Origin of the sequence: Microcoleus vaginatus FACHB-2002 (genome assembly GCF_040004035.1) — a bacterium.
Lineage (GTDB): Bacteria > Cyanobacteriota > Cyanobacteriia > Cyanobacteriales > Microcoleaceae > Microcoleus > Microcoleus vaginatus_C.
In genome coordinates this window covers 206,285-232,840 of sequence record NZ_JAMPLN010000005.1, presented here as the reverse complement: position 1 = coordinate 232,840, position 26,556 = coordinate 206,285, and the positions used below count along the sequence as shown (strand labels likewise).

The following is a 26,556-nucleotide window of genomic DNA, read 5'->3' as shown; positions in this document are numbered from 1 at the left end:
AATCTGTTAGCATCGGAATTATTCCTATCTCTATACTTTATCTGCGTGAATCTGTGTCAATCCCTTGTCATCTGCGGTCGGATAAATTCTCTTTTTTTACCGCAGATGAGGGCAGATTAACACAGATTAACGCAGATGAATTCTATCAATTCCGGTTGCACCATCCATCCCTGATTGTTGACTGTTGACTGGATTTGACTCTTCCGATGCAACTGGAATTGATAGAATTGGTAATTATTAATGGGTAATGGGTAATTGGTAATGAGTGAATCAAGACGCACATTCTAATTAAAAGCTGGGGGCTGCCCGCTATTACCTATTACCCCTTAACAATTACCCATTAACACTCAACCTTCATTCTTGGGCGGTGCTGAAGACTTGAGTTCGCTTGCTTTAAAAATAACTTCTTTGGCGACTCCAGGAGCTCCTAGTTGTTCGGCTTGTCCGTTATTAACAGCAACCATTACCCCGCCGGCGTTACCTGCTACCACTACCAATTGCTTTTGAGCCCCCCAGGTGCGAACAGTCCCGCTCGGCAAAGTTCCCTCAAACTCTGTTTTACCATCGACTTCAACCTGCATCCAGGATTCTGCTTTAAAAGTGACGCTAACCATCACTGGTTTATTGCCAGATTGATTTAAATTTTGACCGGTTCTTGCTGCTTCGACAGCCTCGTAACTATCCGGTTTCTGATTTTTTGAGGAGCTCGATGCCTCAGCAGCTAAACGGGCTTGTTCTTGCTGCCCAAGCGCTAGTTCTTCGGTTCCGGCACCGTTTTTTGCGGTAACAGAACCGCTCATCAACTGAGATAAGACATTGACCGAACAGATAATTAGAAATGTGTAAAAGAGGTAGAGGTGCATCGGCCGCAACTGAGGCCCATCTTGCCAGGATAGCTTGGTTCTCGATCGAGGCGGCGGTTCGATCGGGAAAAAGTCGGCAAACTGAGTTCCGTCCAAACCCATTGCTTCAGCGTAGCGCTTGATCAAACCCTGAGTGTAGACGGGTTCGGGAAGTTGGTCGAGTTGACCGTCCTCGATGGCTTGTAGCAGATTCCGCCGAATCATTGTTACCACGGCTACTTTGTCCAAACAAATAGACTGCTGTTCGCGGTACTGACGGAGTTGAGTTCCAATTTCCGCTAGCTTTTTCTGAGCTGTTTCTGGCTCTTGGGAGTGCCGTTTCTGCTTAGTGGTTTTGAAGAATAAAAACAATAAATTCTTTGTCATATGCTGTGCTCCTGGGAATTTACTGGCACGCTTATTGATGTTAGGTTGACTAGATTCCATAAATAAATAATTTCCGCATCTTCTAGGGGTCGGCAGCAGCCTGGTGGCAATATTGGCGCACCGGGCCGCTGCAATTGAATCGGGCCAATGGCTGTGCGGTGCAGGCGCACCACGGGATATCCCAACAGCTCGGCTGTTCGCCGAATCTGTCGGTTTCTGCCTTCTGATAGAATGACTTCTAACAGAGTTTGGTCTTGCGCGCGATCGATAACTTTAACTTTCGCGGGCAAAGTTTTTCTGCCGGACAAGATGATGCCCTGACGCCACGTTTGTAGTATGCGTTCCGGGGGATAGCCGATCACCCAAACCTGATAAGTTTTGGCGATCGAGTGACGCGGATGGGTCAAACAAAATGTCAGCTTACCATCATTGGTAAGCAAGAGGGCGCCGGTGGAATCTGCATCTAAGCGTCCTACGGGGTGGATGCCTTGACCGGAGCGCAGTTGTGGTGGCAGCAAGTCGAGAACTTTCGATCGGGATCTTGGATCGCTGCAAGTAGAAACTACGCCTGCCGGTTTGTTGAGCAAGAGATAGACCTTTGCGGGTCGATCCGTTGGTTTCACCGGGACTCCATCGACTTGGATGAGATCGCGATCGGGATTCGCTTTTTCTCCTAAGCGAACAATATTGCCATTAACTCGGACTCGTCCAGCTACAATCATCTGTTCTGCAAGACGGCGAGAGGCAATGCCCCACTGGGCGAGGATTTTTTGCAGCCTTTCATCAGACATGACGGGAGTGTGGAAATCCCCAACGAGCGAGCGGTGGGGAGGAAACACGACACGGTTAATTGATTAACCGTACTAGCAATGCTCAATTCCTGATTGGGAATAAATTATAATGCTGACCAATTATTACAGGACGGCCGGCAAGAGTGCAGATTGTCCTTGTGCCCGGTGCAGATTGTCCTGATGGCATTACCCTGAATGCTGTGCAAAAACTACGAGGAAAAGACTCGTGGCAGGCACAGGTTTGCACCGTTGGTTTGCGGCTGGTTTGAAAGGTGTGGGTCTGACCCGACCATAAACCAACACTACCATAAATCCCGTACTCCTGGTTAAATTTATACGCTTAATCGCGAATTTTTCATCGGGATCGCACAACTCGTGAACTACCCCAATATCCCAAGGGGGGAAAGGTGAGAATTTTTCTGCTTCTGGCGTTGCTGATGCCAGATTTCTGCTTGATTTTCGAGTTAATCGGACTTGTGTTCATCAACCCGGTTTCTAAGGAAAATCACAGGTTGACAGCCGTATATCTGTCCAGAAACCGGGTTTTTGAGGCCGGATGTGCAAGTTCTAGTTAAATTTCTGTGCTTGAATATTAAGGTTTATATTCTGAAATTGTTTATGACTGTCGATCGAAACTCTCTTCAATTTGACAATAGAGATGGGGCTGGTGGCTCTGGTGGGACTGTTAATCTCGGCGAGGAGCCGGGGAGACCTTCGCCGAGTCCAGGCAGCCGGATCGCGAGCGCGGTGCTGTCTCCGGCGGTGCAGTTGTGGCTGCGATCGCAAGTTCAGCAGGTGGACGAGTTGAAGGTGAAAATTGAGGGGAGCGATCGACAAATCTTCAGCGGTGCGATCCCCAAAGTCACGGCTGCCGCTCGCGGTGCTGTGTATAAAGGACTACACCTAACTGAAGTTGCCATAGAGGGCTGCGGCATTCGCATCAACCTCGGTCAAGCTCTCAAAGGCCAACCCCTGCGCCTCCTGGAATCCGTTCCCGTGGCAGGCGTTTTGAGGCTTAGCCAAGCGGATTTGAATGCGTCGCTGAAAGCGCCTTTACTTGCTGATGCTTTAAGCGAATTTTTGCTGCCTATGCTGCCACTAACAGATAGGGAAAATTCGCTGAAGTTGCAAAATTCGCAGATTGCAATTGAGGCGGGTTTGTTGACGCTTTCGGCTGCAATTTTGCGCCCTGGCGGTAGGCAAATTCCTTTTGTATTGCGGACTGGTTTGCGGATAGCCAGCGGTCGCGAATTGATGTTTGAAGCACCAGAAATCGAAATGGATGGAGAATTAAAGACCAGTGATTTCAATGGTTTTAAAATTGATTTTGGGCCGGAAGTTGAGATAGAAGAGTTGATTTTGAGTCCGGGGGAGATTGCTTGCCGGGGAGGAATTACAGTTTTGCCTTAGTTCGTTAACAGTTGACAGTTGACAGTTGACAGTTGACTTTAACCTGATTCCTCGGCAGATCCTGGGAATACATACCCCACGCCCATGCCCCATTCTCAATTCCCAATTCTCAATTCCCAATTCCCAATTCCCAATTCCCAATTACCGATTAATTAAAAAAGAGTCGATCGCGGGCAACAGTAAAGTCACAAAATAATAGACTAAGGGTGCGGTAAAAACATAACTGTCAGTGCGATCGAGAATGCCACCGTGACCGGGGATCAACTGTCCCGAATCCTTAACGCCGGCGTCTCGCTTCATCATCGACTCAGTTAAATCTCCCAACAGGCTAGCAACCCCAATCAACAGACCAAAAGCAGCCCCAGTATACGGCCACCCCGGCCAGTGTAAATACCAAGACCCAGCGACGGCGACGGCGATGCTGCCGCAAACTCCAAATACGGCACCTTCAACGGTCTTTTTGGGGCTGATGTGGGAGAGGCTAGTGCGGCCGAAGAATTTGCCGACAAAATAAGCCCCAATGTCAGCGGCCCAGATGCAGAAGAAAGCCAGCAGCAGCGAAGTCAATCCTAAAGATATGTGGCTGGAATTTGTCCAAGACGGGGACGGGTAAATGTTAACCGGCAAATTGCTTGCTACTGCTTGCGAAAGTTGGGTTGTAGCAAGATTGCCTGGGTCGAGGCCGACTCGCAGCCGTACCCAATAGCTGGGCAAATAACCGCCGTAGAACAATCCTAAAACTGAGGAGGCAATATCGGCGATCGTCGATAATTTAGGTTGGAATAACAGGTAGAAACAAATTAAGGTTCCCGCTAAGGGGAACATGGCATCTACGAGTTCCGGTGCTAGGGCTGCAGTAATTAATAGCCCTTGACTGACGGCTAAGGTAGTTTTGGCAGCGGGTGCAATACCTTTAGCCCTGGCTAATTGAAAATATTCCAATTGACCTAGGTAGACGATGACTCCAAAGCCGACGGTGAAGTACCATCCGCCCATAATAATCATTCCCAAAGCAAGGGCGATCGCAACTATTCCACTCAGGATACGAGACCAAGGCATAAAATGAATTTCTCTTGCAGACGGCGGTGGATCACTCGATTTTAGATTTTAGATTTTAGATTCTAGATTTACTCCACAGATGAATCTGGGAGATTGAAGTAGGGTCTAAAATTTTGGGTGGTTCACGACGATTGTCGGCGGCTTGTACCCGTTTTTGGGCGGTGTCATTCGACGCAAGGATGTAAGGATTGTTAGGGTACGGTTTCCTCCCTTGCACAGCCAAGCCGAATACCCAACTGGCGATGAGCCAAAATCTCAACTCAGGGGGTCAATCCAGCTATGGTCGCCCTTATTCTAAGTATGAAGGTTAAGTGAACTTAAAAAAGATTAAGAATTACATTTAGGAATGGGCATGGGGTCTAAAAGCATGAGGCATGGGGCATTGCAGGCACAGCCTGGAAGGTGATTAGTAACAAATAACCAATAACAACAGTGAACAGTCAACAGTCAACAGTCAACAGTCAACTAACTTCTAATCCAGCTTTTCGCCGCTGAGAATAAATATGGGATTGACGGCGGCAAAGGTTTGACTCAGGCCGCGAGTCTCCAAACGGTTGACGGCGGACTGGACTACCTCGATGTTGCGGACTTGCAACTCGGCGAACCCTTCGGAAAGGGCGTAAAGATTTTCTAAATTCGAGGCTGTGGCGACCACTCTACCGTGGGGTGGCAAGTACCGCCAGACTTCTTGGAGAATGGCTTTAATGGGGCGACCTCCTTCGATGCAGACTCGGTGGGGGGGTTGGGGCAGGTTTTCCAGGCATTCCGGGGCACTGCCTTCTATGACTTCTACGTTGTTGAGCTCGAATCGATCGCAATTTCTGCGAATCAAGCTTGCTACTTCTTCGTCCCTTTCGACGGCAATAATCCGACCTTTGGGACACAGCAAACCTGTTTCTACGGCGATCGTACCAGTACCTGCACCGATGTCCCACACGACTGAATCTGCTTGCAGCCGCAGGTGGGAGATTAACAGCAGTCGGACTTCTCGCTTACTCATGGGAATTCCCGGTAAACGTTCAAATAAGTCATCCGGGATGCCTGGAGTGACGTAGGGCCAAAGCATAGTTATATTTTTGATTTTTGATTTTTGATTGAAGCAAGACCGAAGTTGGAACTGGCGGAAGAAGTAGAAATTCTCCCAATTTCCCCCAAGCCTTAATATTTACTGTCGCACAACCTTGAGAGTTTGGAGGCCGGGATCGCTGCAACCTGTGATTTTTCCGCCGGCGGCAAGGATTTGTTGCAGGTAGTCAACGGCTGCTGGGGTAATGATTTCACCGGGCATCAGGACTGGTATTCCTGGGGGATAGGGACAGATGAGTTCGGCGCACAGGCGATCGACTGCTTTGTCTGCGGGTACTGTTTCGGCTGGGAAAAAGAAGGCCTCGCGGGGGGAAAGGAGAGGGGGAGAGGGGGAGAGTGGGAGAGTGGGAGATTGGGCAAATCTTCCATCGGACATCGGACTTCTTCTCTCGGATTTCTTCTTTCGGACTTCTTCCTTCTTCCTGACATCCGTTACATCTTGTACAGTGCTCGTTGCCGAACTTTCTTCTTCCTTCTTCCTTCTTGCTTCTAAAAAAGTACAAGCTTTAACTAAATTGTCAATATCTAATTCTGTATTTCCCAAGCTGATAATAAATGTTAAATGTTGGGGCATGGGAAGTTCTGCGGTAACGCCGAGTTCCGAGTGCAGAATTTCATCGGCGGCAAATCCTGTGATTCCTAAATCGGATACTTTTACTGTTAGCCTGGTTCGGTCTAATGCTGCAAAACCCGGTGTATTTAACGGTTCTAAAACAGATAAGCCAGGAATTAGACTGATGCGCGATCGCGCTTTTTCGGCTAGCAGTAAAGTTTTGGTCATTAACTGTTCGCCGTGGAGTGCGATTTGTTGGCGGGCTGCGTCTAGGGATGCTAATAGTATGTAACTCGGACTGGTGGATTGTACTAGCTGCAATGCTCTATTTAATTTTTTCATATCTATGCGATCGCCCTTGAGGTGCAGCATCGATCCTTGTGTCATTGCACCCAGGGTTTTGTGGATTGATTGTACTGTTAAATCGGCACCTGCTGATAGTGCCGGTTCTGGCAAGTTTGGATGAAAGTTAAAGTGCGCGCCGTGGGCTTCGTCTACTAATAACGGTATGTTGTATTGATGGGTAATTTGGGCGATCGCCCGCAAATTCCCGCAGACGCCGTGATAGGTTGGGTAAACCATCATTACTGCTTTGGCGTCGGGATGTTGTTCTAATGCGGAGGCTGTGGCTTCTGGAGTGATACTGTTGGCAATATCCCAATCCGGGTTGTACTCTGGATTGACAAAAATCGGAATTGCGCCGGATAAAATTAAACCTGAAATAGCCGAGGAGTGGATATTTCGAGGTAGGATAATTTTATCGCCGGGGCCGCAAGTCGCTAAGATGGCGGCGATAATTCCGCAAGTAGAACCGTTGGCCAAAAACCGAGTTGATTCTGCCCCAAAAGCTGCGGCGGCTAAGTCTTGAGCTTCAGCAATTGCACCTTCTGGGTTAAAGAGATTGTCTAACTCCGGCAATTCGGGCAAATCCGAGCGAAATACTGCCGCACCGAGTAAGTCAATTAGGGGCTGAGAGATTCCTTGTCCTCCTTTGTGTCCGGGGGCATAAAATGGGGCGTGCGGTTGATTTGTGCGATCGCGCAAAGCATCTAATAGGGGAGTTTTTGTTTGAGAGTTTGCTGGTGACACGATTAATCTTGATTGCTGTATTTGATATCTAAGTAGAGCGATATGAAAAAACCATAATATCTTGTAGGGACGGGTTGAGCGAGTACCTTTACTCTCAGGCAGTTTCTTGCTGTACTCACGCGCCCTCCCCATCTAATGTTTATTTGTAACCACCTATTTAGTTTAATGCCAAAGGCATAAATTTATGCGGAAGTAACAGTTAATTATAGCTATTTAGATAGATGCGTTCGCTGCCCTCTTGTGTTTAAAATTATGATATAAGACAATACCACAACTCTGTTATTTTTGAAGAAAAATATAGCTAGAAGTGGCGACAAAATGTTTTTGGAACATCTCTATTAGCGAGCAAAACACTAACATGATTTTTCCCAACCCTAGTCCGTTTCCAGGCCCGCAGATTCCCAGTACCGAACCGGGGCTGCCGACTATACCCGCATCGCCACCGGTGCCGGGCCCAGTACCCGAACCGATTCCCGGCCTTGTACCGGAACCGGTACCTGCGCCAATCCCGCAGCCAATTCCCGAACCGGTGCCGGAAACCGTACCCTCTCCAATTCCTCAGACAGTGCCGGAGCCTATTCCTCAGACAATCCCTGAACCTGTTTAAATTATGTTTTAGTCGATCGCGAAATTTAAGATTGTTTGTGAGGTCGATCGCAAAAACCGGTTTCTCCCAAGTCCCCAATCATTTTGTTGAATATCAGACTTGAAAAAACTCGGTTTTTGCCTAAATTATCAATTAATTGAAGTTGAGCGCAGTCTCTTTACAAAGGTCAACAGAAGGCAAATCAGTGGATTTGCCGTCAGAGTATTCGGCCCTGACATCAAAAACACAGCCCGCATCCGAGCCGCCGTAGTCAGCTTGATCCCACTCAAAATCTGCCTTTTCCCGATCGGCAATGGGGGCGTCTAGCTCGTTTTCTCCCCAAGTATCCTTATCGGGAGGAGACATATAGACTGCTGTCATCGTCTTACCGCTGTTGTTAACCACCGAAATTTTGACCATCTGAGCGAAAACGCTAGCTGCTGTCAGCCCTAACAGGGGCAGCGACAGCCCCACAGCGAGCGTTACTTTGCTTAACAACTTGTTAATCATTTAGCCGTCTACCTCAAGTTAGATATTTATTCAAGCTTAGCTTTAGAAGTTAGAAGGGACAAGTCAGATATATTGCTATTGCTTATGATATTTTGAAACAGTGATATGTTTCTAAATAGCTATGCTTACTGCCGGAATTGTCGGACTGCCTAATGTTGGCAAATCTACTTTGTTTAATGCTCTGGTTGCTAATGCCAAGGCGACTGCTGCTAATTTTCCTTTCTGTACGATCGAGCCAAATACGGGTATCGTGGCAGTGCCAGACGAACGGTTGAAGGTGCTGAGCAATATTTCCAATTCCGCGCAAACTGTGCCGACGCGGATTGAGTTTGTGGATATTGCGGGTTTGGTGAAGGGGGCGAGTCAGGGAGAAGGACTGGGAAATCAGTTTTTGTCTCACATTCGGGCTGTAGATGCGATCGTCCACGTTGTCCGCTGCTTTGAAAATGACGATATCATTCACGTTGCGGGTTCTGTCGATCCGATCCGAGATATTGACATTATCAATCTCGAATTGATTTTAGCAGACTTAGCTCAAATTGAACGCCGGCTCGATCGCACTCGCAAGCTAGCCCGCAACAATAAGGAAGCTCAGGCCGAAGTGGATGTGCTCGAAAAATTGGTCGCTGTTTTGAATGCGGGGAAACCGGCGCGGCAGTACAATTTCACAGATGAAGAAGCTGAATTAGTTAAAGGTTTGGAATTACTGACCAACAAACCAATTATCTATGCTGCTAACGTATCTGATGACGATTTAGCAACGGGAAATAGCTATGTCGAACAAGTGCGGGAAGTAGCAGCTAAAGAAAATGCTAAGGTTGTCATAGTTTCGGCGCAAGTTGAGTCAGAATTGGTGGAGTTATCTGAGGAAGAACGAACGGATTTCCTAGAATCTCTGGGGGTAAAAGAAGGGGGCTTGAAATCTCTGATTCGAGCTACTTACGAATTATTGGGTTTGCGGACTTATTTTACTAGCGGCCCGAAGGAAACTCGCGCTTGGACCATTATCGCGGGAATGTTAGCACCGCAAGCTGCTGGGGTTATTCACTCGGATTTTGAACGGGGTTTCATCCGGGCCGAAACTGTAGCATATGAAGATTTGGTTGCTACGGGCGCGATGAATGCGGCTAAGGAAAAAGGCTTAGTTCGCAGTGAAGGAAAAGAGTATGTTGTACAAGAGGGGGATGTGCTGTTGTTCCGATTTAATGTTTAGCTTTTTTAAGGAGATTGGCACATGGATATCATTTCGCTGGTAATTGCTTGGCTAGTTACTTCTGTGAGCTTTTTTATCATTTCCAAGTTGCCCATCGGGGTAGATATTGACACTTTTGGAAAAGCGATGATTTCGGCGGCGGTTTTTGGATTGCTGAATGCTTTGGTGCGGCCGCTTTTTGTGGTTTTGGGTTTTCCATTGCTGTTGGTAACTTTTGGTTTGTGGATAATTGTTATCAACGCGATTATCTTTGGATTAGCGGCTTGGCTAGTCGAAGGATTTCGGTTGCGCTGGGGAATTTGGAGTGCTTTGCTGGGTGCTATAGCCCTCGGTTTTATTAACTCTTTGCTCTATGAGCTGTTGCGGACTCTGCCTAGTGTAAGGTAGATCCGGGTAATGCGGGGGACGGAAGGAAGGGGTGGGTTTATTCATCCTGTTAGTTATCGCCAATATTTCAGGTGAAAAAGGTTTGTAGTTGCGCTTCAGCGCTGACCGGCGCTGAAGCGCAACTACAAACCTAAAAATTGCTTGAAGACTGTGCTAGTGTGCCTTAGTCCTGTAGTTATTATTAGCCTTCGCAGTAGTCGATAAATTTGTCTGGAACTAGGCGCAATTCGCCCGATCGAAAGCGCTCGATTGGCATCCAAAATGCAGTATGTTCCCCATCTCCGTCTGCAAAATCCAGACTCTCCAATTCATAAAATTTGGGATCTACAAATTCGCACTGATAGAGTTGTATTAGTTCGTGTCCGGCTTGGCCATTAAAAATAAAAAAATTTTCCAAACAAGCCAAATATTTGATATTTGTTAACTCGGCTTGAATTTCTTCTTGAAACTCTCTTTGCAAAGCGTCGATGCTGTGCTCTCCGAATTCTACGCCGCCGCCAAAAGCGCGGTAGAATGTTTCTTGTTTTACCGGATCGCAGCATTCGGAAACGAAGATGCGATCGCCCGATCGAATTAATCCTAAAACAATTACGCGAACTTTACCTTTTTGCATAATTAGTCATCAGTCATTAGTCATCAGTCATTAGTCATCAGTCATTAGTCATCAGTCATGAAACATCAACACCAAAACAAAAGAAACCGGGTTTCGACTTCGCCCCATCAGCAGGTTTTTTGCCCTTGATGGGGGTTGTAACGAAGTATGATGCCAAAAACCCGGTTCATTACTACCTGTGCGTAAGCCCTATATTAGCCAGCAATCATCAGTCATTATCTGTGTATCCGTGTCATCCGTGTGATGCCCACGTTTAATTATCGGCGGCAAAACCCTCTCTGCTCCTCCTATTTTCAATTGGCCAGTCTATATTTTCACCGCCGATAATTAGTTTTTCAATCGTTACGAATTCTTTGCTGAGTTGCTGGAAAACATTAATCAAAACATCGATGCCAATTGCATCGCTAGTGCCCAAATCAAACCAGCAGCGAGCCCAAGAACCTTGATACTCCATTTCTCCCATATTGTGCATCAAAGCCATCATGCTTTGGTCGGCTAGATTAACATCGTAATTCATATCACTGATGTCTAAGCCTTCATCTTGAACTTGCAAATTTTCCGCATTAAATCCTCCGAGTTTTCCCAAGAAAAACCAAGAGTCAAACACTTCTTCAACATACTGTTTTTCACCGTTTGAAGGCACGTTGCTGAACTTCAGCCAAATCCAGAGGTCAAAGGGGTTAAACTCGCGAAACTCTACTTGCATCAATTTTATCAAAGAAAGGGAATGGAATTGCAGGAATTAGATTGCAGGAGAGAGGAAAATTGGGAGAGAGGGAGACAGGGAAAATTTTCCTCCTGACTCCTGACTTCTGACTTCCCCTCTGACTCTTTTTATAGTGGTGGTAAGGCTGCCGGCCCCCAGACTCCATCTGCATCTCTGATTTTATCGCGCATCGGGTCGCAGTCGCGAGATTTGCTGTCGAGACGGTTGCGAGTTCTGCACTGCTGAAAGAAGATTTCGGCTACTAAACTGCGTGGCAGTTGGTCGGGTTTTGCTAAGGCGGCGTCGAAGTTTTTTCGGGCTTCCTCAAGTAAGGCTTTGTAGCTGTCTTTTCCCTGGGATTGGGAGAACAAAATTTGTGCTTTTAGATAGAGAACTTCGGGATTATTTGGCGTTTCAGCTAGGGATTTGTTGGCAAACTCTAAAGCGCGATCGTACTTTTTCAAGTCTCGATAGCCTACTGCCATGCCGCGATAAGCTAAGTAGCGGGGAGAGGCTTTTTGTTCGAGTCTTTGAATTGCTTCGTTGGGGTTGGAAAAGGGCAGGTTTGTGGCTAGCATTAAGTCCATGTAGCCTTTGATCAGGTTTAGTTCGGGGTCGTTGGGCGCTATTTTCTCGGCGGCTTCTAGGTATTGAAATACTACTCGCAGTTTGTTGAGTGCTTGGGGCGCGCCTTTGGCTGTTCCTTCTTGGGCTATAATGTTCGCCCCTTCTAGAAAGTGGCCTGCTGCGGTGTAAATATTGCCTCGCAATGGATTAGTTTTAGTCAAGTTTACGCCTACTTCGCGGGTTTTTTGCGCGTAGGAATTCATCGAGTTGAAGTCTTTTTCGATGTAGGATAGGGAGGCTGCCATTGCATAGGCTAGCGGCTCGTTTGGTTCGGCTGATAGTGCTTGTTGAATTTGAGTTTTTGCTTGTTTGTAGTTTCCTTGCTGAAACATTGTTTTGAAAGCCGTTTCTGTGTTGGGCCCGATCGCCTGCGGGTTGCTGGTGCGAAAAGGATCGCCCGCTACTGCTGAGTTAATGCAGATGCTGAGGGCGATCGCCAGTGCAGCAGCGATCGCCCGCACTGTCTGTTTAGAACTTAACATTTGCTTGCCTAGCGATCCTAAAGGGGTTTTCGTCATCGTCAATTCTCTGAATGGGATATACTGTAAACTAGAAACAAGAGAGTTAAAATGTCAGACTATCGGGCCGCGGTCAAAAAAAGAGTAAAAATTGCTTGATTTTTTGTTGTTCTTGCGGTATATTTTAATAATGGAAGTGTGACTGGTTCTATATTAAAGAACAGATTTCCATTATTAGAATATACCATGAAAAAACAGAAAAATCAAACGCCAATCCTGAAGAAAAAGGAAATTTTTGTTAAGATTTATGTAAAATAATTGTGTGCGATCGACCCCAGCCAAAAACAGCCTTAACTATCAATAGCACAACCAGAAGTTCCCCGCTCCAACAATAACTATTTTTTTGATTGTTGACTGTTGACTGTTGACTGTTAACAACTGCCAACTGCCAACTGCCAACTGCCAACTGCTAACTAACAACTGCCCTTAATGCTTTATCTAAAAAACTTAGTATATCATCCTACCGCCTGTCCGAATCCTATTCTGAAAAATATTAACTTAGAACTGCCCTCGCAGCAAATGGGGCTGATTGTGGGTCGAAGTGGCTCAGGCAAAAGTACGCTATTAGAAATATTAGCAGGTTTAGCCGAAAAAACTAGCGGCGACATCCATTGGCGGGAACAAGAATTAACACCAGAACACTTGCAACAGCTAGGAGGGTTAGTGTTCCAGTTTCCAGAAAGGCATTTTTGCGGAGGCACAATTTTAGAAGAATTGCGGTTGGGGCATCCTGAATTGGGACAAGAACAAATTAACTCAGCAATGGCAGAAGTGGGGCTCGGACATTTGCCACTGCGCGCTTCCCCCCACGCTTTGAGCGGCGGACAACAGCGCAGGGTAGCCCTGGCGGTGCAGCTAATTCGGCAGCCGCATTTGCTACTATTGGACGAACCGACGGCGGGTTTGGATTGGTCGATGCGGCGGCAGTTGGTAAGCTTGTTGAGTAAGTTGAAAAGTCACTGGACTTTGTTGATTGTTACTCACGATGCTAGCGATTTGTTGAGCGTTGCCGATAAATTTTGGACTTTAGACCACGGGGATTTGCTGGAGGTCGATCGGGCTAAATTAGAAGCTAAGGAAACGAGTTTTGTTAGTCATTAGTCATTAGTCATTAGTCATTAGTCATTAGTTATTAGTTAGTGCGGGCGGGTCTACCGCATTATGAAGCATTTTTAAGTGCAGAGCTTACAAAAGAGTGGGAATAGAAGATGAATCAGATTACAATGCCTGTGTTGCCCCAGATGAACGAGTTGTGGCAAAAAACGCTGAATTGGCAGCCGAATGAGTCGCAACAGCAACAATTTCAGCGACTTTATGAGTTAATTGTCGAGGGCAATCGCTCCTTGAATTTAACTCGAATTACTGAGCCGATGGAGTTTTGGGAAAAACATTTGTGGGATTCTCTGCGGGGAATTGCGAGACTGCTGCCAGCTAATCACCATTCGGCGGAAAATCCCGAATGGGCCGCCGAGTCGGTGCAGAAAGCGATCGACATTGGGACGGGTGGGGGTTTTCCGGGGTTGCCGATCGCGATCGCCCTGCCGCATTTATCAGTTACCTTGCTCGATTCTACGCGCAAAAAAATTACTTTTTTGGAAACAGTTGTACCGTCTTTAGGGATAGAGAATGCGGCGACTTTGTTGGGCCGCTCCGATGAAATTGCCCGACAGCCACAGCACAAACAAGCTTATGATTTAGCCGTTCTTCGAGCAGTGGGAGCAGCTTCTCTCTGCGCTAAATGCGCGCTGCCTCTGCTGAAAAATGGCGGTTTGGCTGTACTTTACCGTGGGAATTGGACGGTGGAGGAAGAAACTGAGTTGCAAAGGGCGATCGAGCATTTGGGCGGTACAGTTGAGTCAGTAGAAGCATTCACAACGCCCACGAGTCAGGGGGCGCGGCACTGCGTTTACTTGCGGAAAGTTGTACAGCAGTTCGATCGTCCCGTTCGCTAGTAGGGACACGGCACTGCCGTGTCCTGTATTTCATCGGCCGTGTCCTGTATTTCATCTAATTGAAAACTACCCGATAGCCTGTTCGTAGCGCTTGTTAATTTCCCCCCAATTAACCACATTCCACCAAGCTTTTAAGTAGTCGGCGCGCAAATTTTGGTATTTGAGATAATAAGCGTGTTCCCAAACATCGTTACCCATAATTGGATAGTTGCCCTCCATCAAAGGAGTGTCTTGATTTGCCGTAGTTGTAATCTCAAGTTTGCCAGCTTTATTGCGGATTAGCCACACCCAACCGCTGCCAAAACGCTTGGCGCCGGCATCGTTAAATTTTGCTCTAAAATCGTCAACACTGCCGAAATTTTGCTGAATTGCTGTTGCTATTGCCCCTGTGGGTTCGCCACCACCTTTGGGACTCATGATTTCCCAAAACATACTGTGATTTAGGTGTCCGCCGCCATTGTTACGCACGGTTGTGCGAATATCTTCCGGCACTTTGCTCAAATCTCGCAGCATATTTTCAGCACTCATATTTTTGAGCTGCGGGTATTTGCTGACAGCATCGTTGAGGTTTTTAACGTAAGCGGCGTGGTGTTTGTCGTGGTGAAATTGCATTGTCCGCGCATCGATGTGCGGTTCTAAAGCATTGTATTCGTAGGGCAGAGGTGGCAGTGTAAAAGGCCCCGGAGTTTGGGCTATTTTTGGACTTTCTGCTATTGGACTTGCTTGCGATACATTATTTCCTGACGCTTGGCAAGCACCTGCGGTAATAGCTCCGACGGTGGCAGTCACCAAATACAAGAAATCTCGGCGTTTGAGAGTCATAAAAAGTACCTAAGTGAATTATTAACTGTTTTATCTCAGATTAAAGCAAAATGGGAGTGAGTTGAGAAAAAAAGTTGTATCGCCCGAATGGATGAGACGGATGGGCGATGGTTGTGAGAGTTTCTCAAGTATAGGCTAATTGTGTGCGCGTAACTAACTCACGTGCTCCGGTTCACTAATCCGGTTTCTGTCTCGAAACCGGGTTTTTTTTAGATTATTCTTGGGACAAGCGCTGGATGGCTTCGCCTCCAAAAAGCCGATCGGCTGCTTGAAGAATACCGGGAATTTTAGCAGCGTGGGGACTGTGGGCTAGACAGCGGCGCAAGTCTAATTCATCGAGGCGATCGGCTTTTTGGCCGGGGAACCAGTGACTGGCATTACCTAAAAGGTTGTAGCGCATCTTGCAATAGTCGATCGTATCGTAAGCCTGCGCCAAATTCCACAGCCACAGAATCACATAAATATTAATACCTCCGGGAGTATTTTCGATAGTTGGTAAACCGACGTGCCAAGTCTTAAACCAATCTTCTCCTAATTTATCAATTGCTGCTTTTTCTAATTTTTCTAATATCGGAGGCAAAATATCATCGGCTCTATCTAACAATTCTACAGCTTTAAGATGCTCGTTAAAATCTTCAGGTTTGGCTGCCCCCAGACTCAAAGTGTGTACTTGCGGGTGCGACAAACAAAATAAATCATTAAACACCATCGGACTCAGCGGATAGCACAAGTCGATTAATTTTTGTGGCGGGCTGTAAAGCTGACCGCCTTTGTCGGAAGGACTGATAATAAAAACGCCCATATCGTGACGTTTAGCAGCTTCAATAGCCGGCCAATTACTTTGATTAATGTAGTACCAGTGCAAGTTAAGATAATCAAATTGATTGGTTTCAATTGTTTTAACAATCACATCCGTCGGGCCGTGGGTCGAAAAACCAATAAACCGAACTTTGCCTTCTGCTTGCAACTTTTTCGCCACATCCATGCAGCCGCCCGGACGCATAGACTCCTCTAGCAATTCCCACGTATTAATGCCGTGTAGTGACAGCAAATCGACGTATTCTAGTTGCAAATAAGCTAAGGATTTCTCAAATTCTTCGCGAAACTCTTGGGAGTTCGGTTTGGGGCTAACTTTCGTTTGAACTATCAACTTTTCGCGGGGAAAACTCGGGAAAATCCACCCCAGTTGCATCTCGGAAGTGCCGTAACCGCGAGCAGTTTCTATGTGATTGATGCCGCATTCAATCGAGTAACGAATCGTCGCTTCTAGATTTTGTTGATTGTCTGGGGGAATTTCATTGGCTGGCACGTCTTGCCATTTGTACTGATATCTCATGCCACCGCAGGAAAAGACGGGCATTGATAATTCTGTGCGACCGAATCTGCGATATTGCATCATAAACAGTTGACAGTTGACAGTTGACAGTTGACAGATGACAGTTGACAGTTGACAGATGAATCGCCTGGTTTTTAGGATGGAGATTTATAAACCACCCTAAAAATATTCCTCCGTCATACAGGAGTTTAAACCCCTGAATTTTGACAATCAAAGTCAAGGTAAGCCCAAGTGCATTTAAATTGTATAGTCAAATTTAAGAAAAGTCTTGTGGGGAGTAGGGGTTGGGCGTCTCGCCCGCCCTAAAAATACAATTTAGATGCCCAACAGCTTAACTCCCATATTGCAGCATTCTCCTGAACAGGCAAGATGCCTGTTCCACAAAGAGTTTTTGACCGCCAGTGGGGCAGTTTTGACTATTTAGAAATCTCCCGTACTACGGGTTTTCCGTCTTGGATTTCGCCGACTAAAACCAAATCTGTACAGTCTACAAACAAACCATTTTCTAACACACCGGGAATGTTATTTAAGCTTTTTTCCATTTCTCCGGGGTTGGCAAGGTCATCAAATTTGACATCAATTACCATATTACCTTGATCGGTAATTACCGGGCCTGCTTTTTTCACGCCCATGCGGAGTTCTGGTTGGCCGCCCAATTTTTCAATGGCGCGCATCACTGGTGTTAATGCCATCGGTATAACTTCGATAGGCACGCGAAAAGTCGAACCCAATTTATCTACGATTTTGGAACTGTCAACTACTACAATAAATTGAGTGGCGAGGTAATCGACTACTTTTTCGCGGGTGTGGGCTGCGCCGCCACCTTTAATTAAGTTGAGGTGGGGATCTACTTCATCAGCGCCATCAATAGCCACATCAATTCTGTCGATTTCATCTAGTGTTGTCAGCGGTACTCCGTACTGTTTGGCTAACACTTCTGATTGAAAAGATGTGGGCACTCCTTTGATATCTTTGAGTTGACCGGATTTTATGCGATCGCCCAATGCTTGAATAGTATAAGCTGTAGTTGACCCGGTGCCGAGTCCGACAATCATACCAGATTTTACGCGATCGGCAGCAGCAAAGCCGACTTGCTGTTTCATCAATTTTACGGGATCTTGTTCTGTGGTCATGTTCGGTACTCCTCAATAATTTTAAGATTATACCATTTAATGAAAATCGGATTTCTCGATACTTATACTTGGGATTACAACATTGAAACTCCTTACGGCGAACCTTTGGGTGGTACTCAGTCGGCTATTTGTTACTTAGCTGAGGCCTTGGCTGCACAGGGAAACGAGGTATTTTTGCTCAACAATACTTCCGAGTCGGGGATATGGCGTGGCGTTGATTGCAGGCGCAGGGTGGGCGACAAATCTAATTTAGAATTGCTGCGATCGCTCGATTTTTTAGTTATAGTCAATGTAGTCGGCAAAGCGCTGGAAGTTAAACAGCTTTTGGGGTACAGAACTAAGTTAATTTTGTGGATTCATAACGAACCGGGCTTTGTATTCCTCCAAGATTTCAATAATCACCGAGAAATCAATGCTTGCGATGCTTTTGTATTTGTCAGCGACTGGCAACGCGAGCAATTTCGCCAGCGCTTTGGGATTGAATTCCATCGCAGTTGTGTTTTAAGAAATGCGATTGCCCCTTGTTTTGCTAACATTTTCCCCGATAATATTCCTATCCTCTCTCATAAATCTCGACCGCCCGTTCTAGCTTACACCAGCACTCCATTTCGCGGACTCGATATTTTGTTAAAAGTCTTTCCCGAAATTCGTCAAGCTGTCCCCGGAACCAAATTAAAAGTATTTTCAAGCATGAAAGTACACCAAATAGACGACAATGATAACAAGCTTTTTTTCGGTCAGCTTTACCGCCAGTGTCAGGAAACAGAAGGCGTCGAGTACGTCGGTTCTGTACCGCAACCCGAACTCGTCCGGCAACTGCGTTCAGTCGCGGTTTTAGCTTACCCGAATACCTATTTAGAAACCTCATCTATTGCCGTAATGGAGGCGATGGCCACCGGTTGCCGGATTGTGACGAGTGAATTGGCAGCTTTGCCGGAAACAACTGCTGGATTTGCCCGTCTAGTTTCAATGTCAGGGGCGGAAAATTTTGCATCGATAACTAATTGGAAGCGTGCCGGTAGACCAGATTGGGAGGGATATACAAGGCGGTTTTTAGAGGCGATAGTCGGAGTTTTAAATGAGGGCACGGGTGCGGGCGGCGCAACTTCTGAAAATCATCTGAGACAGCAGGTAGAATATATAAATCGAGGGTGTACTTGGTCTGTGCGAGCTCAAGAGTGGTTAGAATGGTTGAATATTATTAGTGTAAAAACTGTAAGAGTGGCAGAGCAAATGATCGGGAATTCTTTAGTAGGTTTAGAGGCAGTGAGAGATTATTTTCAAAAGGGAAATTGGCTGAAAGATCGAGGTGATCTCGGTGGCGCAATCGAGAACTATCAGAAAGCTTTAGAGTTTAATCCAAAAGATGCAGAAGTTCATAAAAAGTTGGGGGAAGTTTATGTTTTGCAAGAAGAATTTGAAAAGGCGATCGCCTGTTGCAATGTCGCTCTTAAATTTCAACCCAATTTTGCTGCTGCTTACTTGACAATAGGCAATGCTTTGCAGAGTCAAGGCCAACTGGAAATGGCAATTCAAGCTTACTTGCAAGCTTTAGAAATTCAGCCAGAATTTGCCGAAGCTAGCGCGAATCTCGGCAGTATGTATTACAAGTTAGGGCAATTGGAAGAGGCGGCAAATTATTACCAAAAAGCTCTGGCGATTAATCCTCAATTGTCTTCGGTTAATATGATGCTGGGCAGCGTTTTGCAGCAGCAAGGAAACTTAGATGCAGCAATTACTTGCTATCAAAAAGTGATCCAACAGCAACCGGGAGATGTCAGCGCTGCTGAGAAACTATCGACTTTGATCGCACAAAAAGAGCGGGAAACTACTGACAGCAACTTTATCGAATTAGAAACAGAATCAGGCGAAGCGCAACCAGTATCTGTCAACAAAGATGAAGGCTACGGCTTGCAGCCTTCAAGCATCAATTTGCCGCCAGCGCCAACCACTGAGACTTTAAATACTCCGTTTACAAACCCCGCCGAACTTTCCGAACAAGTTACCTCGCTAAATGTTCCAGATAGCGGACAAGTTGCCAATTTTGAAGAAGTAGAACCCTACAAAAAACTGGCAGAACAGTTTTTAGTTCAAGGTAAAATTAAAGAGGCGATCGCAGCGTGCCAGCAAGCGATAAAAATCCGACCAGATTTCATCCACGCTTACGTCACTTTAGGCAATGCTTTGCAAGCAGAAGGCAAAAATGAAGCTGCGATTCGATCGTATTCTCAAGCCCTAGAATTGCAGCCAAACTTTGCGGAAGTGCGCGCCAATATCGGCAGTATGTATTTCAAAATGGGGCGTTTGGAAGAAGCGATCGCTCATTACCAGCAAGCCATTGCCCTCAGTCCAGATTTAGCGGGAGCTCACTGGAACTTAGGGAAAGTATATCAGAAACACGGCAACATAGAAGCAGCGATCGCCTGTTTTAAAAGAACATCCGAACTCAACCCGCAGCTAGTCGGTGCAGACTTCCACTTTAACTTAGGTAATCGACTTTTCAGCCAAGGAAAGCGCGACGAAGCCATCGAATGCTACGAAAAAGCGATCGCCATTAAACCTGATTGGGCCGAAGCTTACGGTAACATCGGCAGCGCGCGATCGCAACAAGGCAATCTCGACGCCGCCATCGCTTATTATCAGAAAGCTGTAGCTTTAAAGCCGCACTTAGAAGTTTTGCACTTCAATATAGCCAACTCTTTTTTGCAGCAAAACAAGTACGACGAAGCAATTACTAATTACCGCAATACTCTGCAAATCAAGCCCGACTGGCCGGAAGTTCACGCTAACCTCGGCAGTTGTTATTCCATGCAGGGCCGCCTCGAAGAAGCTGTAGCCAGCTATCAGCAAGCTTTGGCATTAAAACCGAATTGGGCAGAGGTTTACTGCCGGATGGGACACATTCAAAAACAAGATAAGCCGTTGGAGGCGATCGCCAATTTTGAAAAAGCGATCCAATGCAACCCCAAATTTAGCGAAGCCTACCAACAATTGTGCGACTTGCTAAGTCATTCCACCAACCTCGCCGGAGCCCGTAGCATAGCCGACAAATACTGCGAAAACTGCGGCGAAAATGCCCCAATCATGTCAGCTACAGCCTATGTCTTTTCCTACCTGCAATCAGGTGTAAGCAAACAGGCAATTCAGAAACTCGAAGAAATCGAAAAACTCTGCTACGAAAAGGTCGAAAGCTTTAGCGTAATCGAACTAAAACTGCTCTACGAAATCTTCTTGTTTGCAGTTTCTCACCTGCGAGACAACCGCGAAAAAAATGCCAGTTTCTACAGACTCATTGCCAAAGAATACTACCAAAAAGCCGTCCCCAAGCGCCAGCAAGTTAACAGAAGCAACCTAGCCAATTACCAAACAAAAGAACAGCGTCCTTTAAAAATCGGCTTTCTTTCCAAACACTTCCGCCGCCACTCAGTAGGCTGGTGCAGCGAAGCTTTAATTCGCGAATTAAGCCACATCACCCCCCACGTTCACCTTTACGTCACCGGGAAACTCCACCGAGATGAGGTTACGCAGCGGTTTGAAGACATGGCGGGCAAGTTTTACTGGCCTAAAAAATATCCAAACGGCTTTGCTGATGGCGGTGAAATCTTTGCCGAAGTATCGCAAGACAACTTGGATGTTTTGATAGACTTAGACTCGATGACAGTCCCAACAAATGTCGAAGTGCTATACCAATATCCTGCGGGAATTTGCGTTTCTTGGCTGGGATTTGACGCGCCCTATATTTCAGAGAATCACTACTTTCTGTGCGACGAACACACTCATCCCCCTGGTGTGGAAAAAAATTACTTAGAACAGTTAGTAAGATTGCCTGTTTGTTCGGTAGCAATTGGCGCGCTGCAAAGCATTCCTGTAAATCGAGAGGCGATTAGAAATGCTCTCGGAATTGGCTTAGATCAGATGACTTATCTATGCGTTGCGCCAGGGAGAAAAACCAATCCCGAAATGGTACGATCTCAAGTTACAATTCTTAAGGAAGTACCAGATAGTGTGTTAATCCGCAAAGGTCAAGGCGATCCCGATATTATTCACAGCACTTACCGCGAAGAATGCGACCTTCAAGGAGTAGATTTTGGTCGAATTAAGTTTATAGGGCAAACCAGAAGTGAGGAAGAACACCGCGCTATTTATTATGTAGCCGACGTGCTTTTAGATTCCTATCCTTACAACGGCGGGACTCACAATTTAGAGGCTTTGTGGGCGAATTTGCCAGTCGTAACTAGATCCGGCGACCAATATCTTTCGCGCATGGGTTACGCTTTTCTGAAAAGTGCAAATCTTGATGTTGGTGCCGCATGGAGTTGGGAGGAATACACCCAATGGGGAGTTAAGTTTGGCCGCGAGGCTGGTTTCAGAAATGCGGTGAAAGAGCATTTAGTAAAATCTAAGCAGCCAGAACATCTCGCACCTTTGTGGAATCCTAAAAAGTTGGCTGAGGATATGTATGAGGTGTTTCAAAAACTGTTAGCTAAATAGGTGGGGCATTGGGCATTGGGCATTGGGCATTGGGCATTGGGCATTGGGCATTGGGCATTGGCATAGCAATCCCTCATCATTTGTGAACTCCTTTCTTACTCTCTTCTCTTCCTCTGTGCCCTCTGCGCCCTCTGCGGTTCAATAAAAAAAAGAGATATCAGGTAGAGAAAAGCGATTTCTGGATATTTTTACCCAACGCCAAGTAAAGTTTTGTAACAATATCCATGAAAATGCGTCAAAATTCCGCGCCCAGTCTGATAGATAAATAGCTGATTCATAGTACGGCGATCGCACTAACTTTATGCCAGTTAGGGCGATCGTTTTTTTGTGGTGCCAGTTTGAAAAAAGAATGCAACTGTAGACAAGCTCCAAACGACCAGCTTCATCAGTCATTCCCAATTCTAAAATCTACAATCTAAAATCTCAAATAACCTGACTACTGAACTAATCACTAATAGCCACTCGATCGCGCCCGCCAGACTTAGCTCGATACAGTGCCTTATCCGCAGCTTCAATCAACATTTTCGGGGAATTTTGACTTTGCGAAACGGCCGCAACTCCCAAGCTGAGAGTCACAGAATCACTGACAACAGACTTAATGTGGGGAATTGCTAAGGCTTTGACGCGGCTGCGGATTCCCTCAGCAACAGCCTGTGCAGCCACGATATCCGTATTTGGCAAAATTACCCCAAATTCCTCGCCGCCGTACCTAGCAGCCAAATAGAGGCGTTCTGGGGGTGCGTTCGTGCAAGCATCCCCGATCGCCCGCGCCACTTGCTGCAAACAAGCATCCCCGGCTTGATGGCCGTAATTGTCGTTGTAAAGTTTAAAACAGTCAATGTCGCACATAATCAAAGATAGCGGTTCCGAAGAGCTCGACTGCTCCCATTCTCGGTTGATCACCTCGTCAAAACGGCGGCGGTTGGCTAGTTGAGTCAGACTGTCCAAATTCGCCAACCCGTCCAGTCGCTGGTTGGCAGCAGCTAGCTGCTGGTAAAGTAAAGATTGTTCGATCGCGATCGCAACTTGAGTACCCAACTGACTCAGCAAATCCACGTCAAACTGCTGCCACTGGCGGGGTGCCGAACAGTGGTGGGCAATCAGCAAACCCCACAACTTCGGCACTTGACAAGAACCGTTACCTTCCCTAGGTTCTATTCCCTGCTGGACAATCGGCACCACCAAATTTGCCTTCACCTGACAAGTCTCCAAAAAATTAACGTGACACTCGCTCAAATTAGAAGTGTGAATATCCTCTATGGCGCGAATGCGGCCCTTTAAATACTGTCCGATGTAAGTAGTGGCAAAACAGCAATCCTCAATTCCCATCCCCTTGAGTGGCATCCATCCTTCTCCAACCGACTCCACCACCACATCTCCGTTCCAGTCGGGTCGGAAGCGGAAAACCAGCACGCGATCGGTTGCCAAAAACTCCCGCACTTCCGCTACTGTAGTGTTGAGAATATCTTGGAGATCCAGAGAAGAACGGATGCGCGATTGAATCTGCCCGATCAGGCGTTCCCGTTCTATTTGTTGCCGCAGCGCGACTTGGGCTTGCTTACTTTTAGTAATGTCCCGACCTTCCGGCAGCAACAATACTATTTTGCCAGTTTCATCCGCGACAGGTTTGAGAGAAAAATCAACAGTTGCCGTCCGATTTACACCTTGAACTTCCACTTCATAGCGGACAAATTCACCTTTTGCCGATCGAGAAATCGCCTCTTGCAACTGTTCCTGAACTTCCTCAGAATCTCCCCACCAAGGCAACAGCCAAAACGGTTTATTGGCCACATCCCGTAGCTTAATTCCCGCAAAGTCCAGAGAAGTTTGGTTAGCTTCCAGCAGAGTGCCGTCCGGTTTCAATAAGCTCACAAATTGGAAAGAAGAATCAAAAATTGCCCGAAAGCGCCTTTGAGAATCTCCCAACATTGCCGTCACCTTTTCGCGAGAGGTAATATCGCGGAAGCGCCACACCCTGCCAATAATATTTTGTCCGACTCGAATCGGCTGCGTGTAGCGCTCAAAAGTGCGGCCGTCTTTAAATTCTAGAATATCGCAACCTTCCGACTCTGCATCGCTATAAAATTCTTTAACTCTCTGCAAAAAAGCCCTCGGATCTTTCACTTGCTTCGTGAGAAATGCCAGCCGCACGGTTCTATCCATTGAGTTTCTAACTTCTTCATAAATTCCCCACATTTGAACTAATTTTTCGTTATAACTAATCATTTCTCCGGCGGTAGTAACGGCGAGAATGCCGTCTGCCGTTGCTTCTAAGGTAGCGTGCAGCAAAGAGCGCGATCGCTCTAATTCTGCTGCGGTCAATTTGCGTTCCGTGAGGTCTCGGACTGCTTTCACCTGGACTAAACGACCTTCCCAAAATACGAATTTGCTGCGAACGTCAGCAGGAAAAGCAGTTCCATCTCGCTTGAGAAAAATAGTTTCACAGACTGTATTGCTGGCAGCAGAAATCATTTGCGGTGCCTGTTTGTATGATTTCGGCGACAGTAGTTCCAGCAAGCTCATTCCCACCATTTCCGCCGGTTCGTAACCGAAAAGTTCGGCAAAATTACTGCTGACGCTCAAAATTGTGTCGCGGTCAGCCACGGCAACTGCTTCAAAATAAGCTTCGCATTCGAGCAAGCGCGCTGCTGAGTGGCTGCTGCCATTTTCGCCAGAGGAGTAGCTGTTGTTAATTAGCTGTTGCAGTTGCGTATTTGCCGAGTACAAAGCGGTCATGGCTTGCCTGTACATAGCAGTACGTTTCTCGACTTTTTGTGCGAGGCGATCGCGATATTCTCGCAGTTCTTTTTCAACTCTAATTAAATCAGTAATATCTACTGCAAACACGATTACACCAGCGACTTGACCTGTTTCATCGCGGTAAGGTATTTTATCTGTCCGCACCCAGCATTTTTGACCCGAAACTGTTGGTAGCAGTTCGACTTGGCCCTGCTTGGGAACGCCAGAATGGATTACTTCCAAATCTTCTAAATAATATTGCTCTGCTTCGTCTGGATAGATTTCATAAAAAGATTTACCTTCTAATTGAGCTGCGGGCACACCTCTCGATGCAGCGGCGGCTTGATTAATTCGCAGCAGGCGACTTTCGGTATCCTTGAGCCAAATCATAGCCGGCACGGAATCAAAAATAATTTGCTGTTCTTGTTGCTGCAGGCGTAGTTCGGCTTCGGCTTGTTTTCTTTTAATTATTTCTTTTTGCAGTTTTTGGTTAGCTTTTTTGAGTTCAGCAGTGCGTCTTTCTACTCTTTCTTCTAGTTGATCGTAGTATTGGGCCAGCAAGTTTTGCTGCTGTTCGTGCCGCATTGCTTCTAATTTTAACTTTTCGCTAGCTGACAAACTTGAGGATACAAAATCTGCTAATATTTGGGTAAATTCGTGTTCTTCTTCCGTCCAATCACCGTCGGAACCCTGGCGTTCTGCGCTGACTATTCCCGCGATTTGACCTGCTAGCACAATCGGTACGTTTAACAGGGAAGTCGTGCCCTGATCGAGCAAATAAAGACCGACAAGTTCTCGCGTTCTGGGGTCATTTTCTGCGGCAACTGTTGCGATCACACTTGCAGATTTTAAAGCTTGAAAATATGCCGGACAGTCGGATGCTGTGATGATGATTTGTACGGAATGGAGTTTAGTATTTTGTTCGTAAAGGTCGATACAGTGAAGCTGCGTTTTGTCTTCGCCATACAGCCAAATACTGGCTCGATCGCAGTTGACAATACTGACAGCGGTTTCTGTTACTTCGCGGATGAAGTCTTCTATATTGTGGCGTTCTTTAAGTTGACTTTTGGCTAATTTTGCGATCGCTAAAGTTGGACTGCGCCAATTTGCTCTCTGGTTGAGCGACGAGGGTGACTGCGAAGCAGCCTTAATTTCTTCGCAAACTAACAGTACAGCCGGCCGTTGGAAATTCGCCATTGAGCGACCATTGGTATTTTCCTCTATTTTCCAATCAACCGCCGGCATTGGGCGCGCGGTTGCTTTTACCCTAATAATCCTGCCGTCTTTGCAAGTCAAGCAGCCTTCCCAACAGGCTATTTTTGGAGTTGGCGTACCGTTTTCCGGCTGGGCCAATCCGGCAAATTCTGCCTGCATTTTGCCCTGCTCTTGGCAGTAAAATATGTTAAAAATTGAATGACAAATTAATTCCTGCGATTTGTAGGCGAGGCGAGACGCGCCGAATTGATTGAGCGAAAAAACTCTTCCTAAAGCGTCTAGAACGAAGTAAATGCCCGGAAAATTCTCATAGAGAGTTCCATACCAATCTTGTTCGACTTGGTGGCTGCACGAAAGTTTGGCTGTCGCGAACTCGCCGTCGGTGTCCATCAAGTGAGAATAGTTGGTTTCGGGGTTGCTTGAATGACTTTTTTTAGCAAACACTTTTAGCTTAACTCGACTGTAATTAATTTTACTTTCTGGAATTTAAC

At 46.4% G+C, this 26,556-nt stretch carries 21 protein-coding genes; 8 read left to right on the top strand and 13 right to left on the bottom strand.

Annotation, left to right across the window (positions count from 1 at the left end; all coding sequences use genetic code 11):
- Positions 1-347 precede the first annotated feature (347 nt).
- Together NDI35_RS06885 and NDI35_RS06880 are read right to left on the bottom strand one after the other, a co-directional pair.
- Positions 348-1,229 carry a helix-turn-helix domain-containing protein gene (locus tag NDI35_RS06885; RefSeq protein ID WP_445312063.1) on the bottom strand — a complete coding sequence of 294 codons (882 nt, stop codon included), beginning with the start codon at positions 1,227-1,229 and terminating at the stop codon, positions 348-350.
- A complete protein-coding gene (locus NDI35_RS06880) occupies positions 1,226-2,020 on the bottom strand; it encodes a pseudouridine synthase (RefSeq protein WP_445312106.1) in 795 nt (264 codons plus the stop codon). The genes NDI35_RS06885 and NDI35_RS06880 overlap by 4 nt, the downstream gene beginning before the upstream one ends.
- A gap of 143 nt (positions 2,021-2,163) precedes the next feature.
- On the opposite strand from NDI35_RS06880, the gene NDI35_RS06875 reads away from it, so the two are divergent.
- Both NDI35_RS06875 and NDI35_RS06870 read left to right on the top strand, forming a co-directional pair.
- Positions 2,164-2,289 carry a hypothetical protein gene (locus NDI35_RS06875; protein ID WP_445312062.1) on the top strand — a complete coding sequence of 42 codons (126 nt, stop codon included), beginning with the start codon at positions 2,164-2,166 and terminating at the stop codon, positions 2,287-2,289.
- Between the two features lie 349 nt (positions 2,290-2,638).
- A complete protein-coding gene (locus NDI35_RS06870; RefSeq protein WP_445312061.1) occupies positions 2,639-3,430 on the top strand; it encodes an LmeA family phospholipid-binding protein in 792 nt (263 codons plus the stop codon).
- 141 nt (positions 3,431-3,571) lie between these two features.
- Here the strand turns inward: NDI35_RS06870 and NDI35_RS06865 are convergent, their stop codons facing one another.
- From NDI35_RS06865 to NDI35_RS06855, 3 genes are all read right to left on the bottom strand, one after another.
- Positions 3,572-4,489 carry a phosphatidate cytidylyltransferase gene (locus NDI35_RS06865; protein WP_445312060.1) on the bottom strand — a complete coding sequence of 306 codons (918 nt, stop codon included), beginning with the start codon at positions 4,487-4,489 and terminating at the stop codon, positions 3,572-3,574.
- A gap of 472 nt (positions 4,490-4,961) precedes the next feature.
- Positions 4,962-5,555, bottom strand: coding sequence for a precorrin-6Y C5,15-methyltransferase subunit CbiT (cbiT, locus tag NDI35_RS06860; RefSeq protein WP_333046964.1), 594 nt, complete (start codon positions 5,553-5,555; stop codon positions 4,962-4,964).
- Between the two features lie 99 nt (positions 5,556-5,654).
- Positions 5,655-7,217, bottom strand: a complete 1,563-nt coding sequence (locus NDI35_RS06855; protein ID WP_445312059.1) for an aminotransferase class I/II-fold pyridoxal phosphate-dependent enzyme — start codon at positions 7,215-7,217, stop codon at positions 5,655-5,657.
- A 358-nt stretch (positions 7,218-7,575) separates the two neighbouring features.
- On the opposite strand from NDI35_RS06855, the gene NDI35_RS06850 reads away from it, so the two are divergent.
- Positions 7,576-7,824 carry a gamma-aminobutyric acid A receptor, epsilon-like protein gene (locus tag NDI35_RS06850; RefSeq protein WP_332979482.1) on the top strand — a complete coding sequence of 83 codons (249 nt, stop codon included), beginning with the start codon at positions 7,576-7,578 and terminating at the stop codon, positions 7,822-7,824.
- 132 nt (positions 7,825-7,956) lie between these two features.
- Here the strand turns inward: NDI35_RS06850 and NDI35_RS06845 are convergent, their stop codons facing one another.
- Positions 7,957-8,313: a hypothetical protein gene (locus tag NDI35_RS06845; protein WP_445312058.1), complete on the bottom strand. Its 357-nt coding sequence runs from the start codon at positions 8,311-8,313 to the stop codon at positions 7,957-7,959.
- 121 nt (positions 8,314-8,434) lie between these two features.
- On the opposite strand from NDI35_RS06845, the gene ychF reads away from it, so the two are divergent.
- Positions 8,435-9,526 carry a redox-regulated ATPase YchF gene (gene ychF, locus NDI35_RS06840; RefSeq protein ID WP_445312057.1) on the top strand — a complete coding sequence of 364 codons (1,092 nt, stop codon included), beginning with the start codon at positions 8,435-8,437 and terminating at the stop codon, positions 9,524-9,526.
- 21 nt (positions 9,527-9,547) lie between these two features.
- Positions 9,548-9,913 (top strand): phage holin family protein, encoded by a 366-nt coding sequence (locus NDI35_RS06835; RefSeq protein ID WP_445312056.1) that lies wholly within the window; start codon positions 9,548-9,550, stop codon positions 9,911-9,913.
- 181 nt (positions 9,914-10,094) lie between these two features.
- On the opposite strand, the gene NDI35_RS06830 is transcribed toward NDI35_RS06835, so the two are convergent.
- From NDI35_RS06830 to NDI35_RS06820, 3 genes are all read right to left on the bottom strand, one after another.
- Entirely contained in the window at positions 10,095-10,526 is a 432-nt protein-coding gene (locus NDI35_RS06830) for an NUDIX hydrolase (protein ID WP_445312055.1), read from the bottom strand.
- A gap of 253 nt (positions 10,527-10,779) precedes the next feature.
- A complete protein-coding gene (locus NDI35_RS06825; protein ID WP_445312054.1) occupies positions 10,780-11,232 on the bottom strand; it encodes a DUF3531 family protein in 453 nt (150 codons plus the stop codon).
- 128 nt (positions 11,233-11,360) lie between these two features.
- Positions 11,361-12,377, bottom strand: coding sequence for a Sll0314/Alr1548 family TPR repeat-containing protein (locus NDI35_RS06820; RefSeq protein ID WP_445312053.1), 1,017 nt, complete (start codon positions 12,375-12,377; stop codon positions 11,361-11,363).
- A 429-nt stretch (positions 12,378-12,806) separates the two neighbouring features.
- On the opposite strand from NDI35_RS06820, the gene NDI35_RS06815 reads away from it, so the two are divergent.
- On the top strand, positions 12,807-13,478 hold the full coding sequence (locus NDI35_RS06815) for an ABC transporter ATP-binding protein (RefSeq protein ID WP_445312052.1): 672 nt from the start codon (positions 12,807-12,809) through the stop codon (positions 13,476-13,478).
- A 107-nt stretch (positions 13,479-13,585) separates the two neighbouring features.
- Positions 13,586-14,329 (top strand): 16S rRNA (guanine(527)-N(7))-methyltransferase RsmG, encoded by a 744-nt coding sequence (gene rsmG / locus NDI35_RS06810; protein WP_445312051.1) that lies wholly within the window; start codon positions 13,586-13,588, stop codon positions 14,327-14,329.
- Between the two features lie 66 nt (positions 14,330-14,395).
- On the opposite strand, the gene NDI35_RS06805 is transcribed toward rsmG, so the two are convergent.
- The 3 genes from NDI35_RS06805 to rpiA all read right to left on the bottom strand — a co-directional run bounded on the left by NDI35_RS06805 (position 14,396) and on the right by rpiA (position 17,620).
- Entirely contained in the window at positions 14,396-15,151 is a 756-nt protein-coding gene (locus tag NDI35_RS06805; RefSeq protein WP_445312050.1) for a Fe-Mn family superoxide dismutase, read from the bottom strand.
- 214 nt (positions 15,152-15,365) lie between these two features.
- Complete coding sequence (locus NDI35_RS06800; protein ID WP_445312049.1) at positions 15,366-16,550, bottom strand: aldo/keto reductase; 1,185 nt, start codon at positions 16,548-16,550, stop codon at positions 15,366-15,368.
- A 353-nt stretch (positions 16,551-16,903) separates the two neighbouring features.
- Entirely contained in the window at positions 16,904-17,620 is a 717-nt protein-coding gene (gene rpiA / locus NDI35_RS06795) for a ribose-5-phosphate isomerase RpiA (RefSeq protein WP_445312048.1), read from the bottom strand.
- A 39-nt stretch (positions 17,621-17,659) separates the two neighbouring features.
- Between rpiA and NDI35_RS06790 the strand changes: the two genes are divergently transcribed.
- Complete coding sequence (locus NDI35_RS06790; RefSeq protein ID WP_445312047.1) at positions 17,660-22,111, top strand: tetratricopeptide repeat protein; 4,452 nt, start codon at positions 17,660-17,662, stop codon at positions 22,109-22,111.
- 444 nt (positions 22,112-22,555) lie between these two features.
- Here the strand turns inward: NDI35_RS06790 and NDI35_RS06785 are convergent, their stop codons facing one another.
- Positions 22,556-26,509 carry a PAS domain S-box protein gene (locus tag NDI35_RS06785; protein WP_445312046.1) on the bottom strand — a complete coding sequence of 1,318 codons (3,954 nt, stop codon included), beginning with the start codon at positions 26,507-26,509 and terminating at the stop codon, positions 22,556-22,558.
- Positions 26,510-26,556 lie beyond the last annotated feature (47 nt).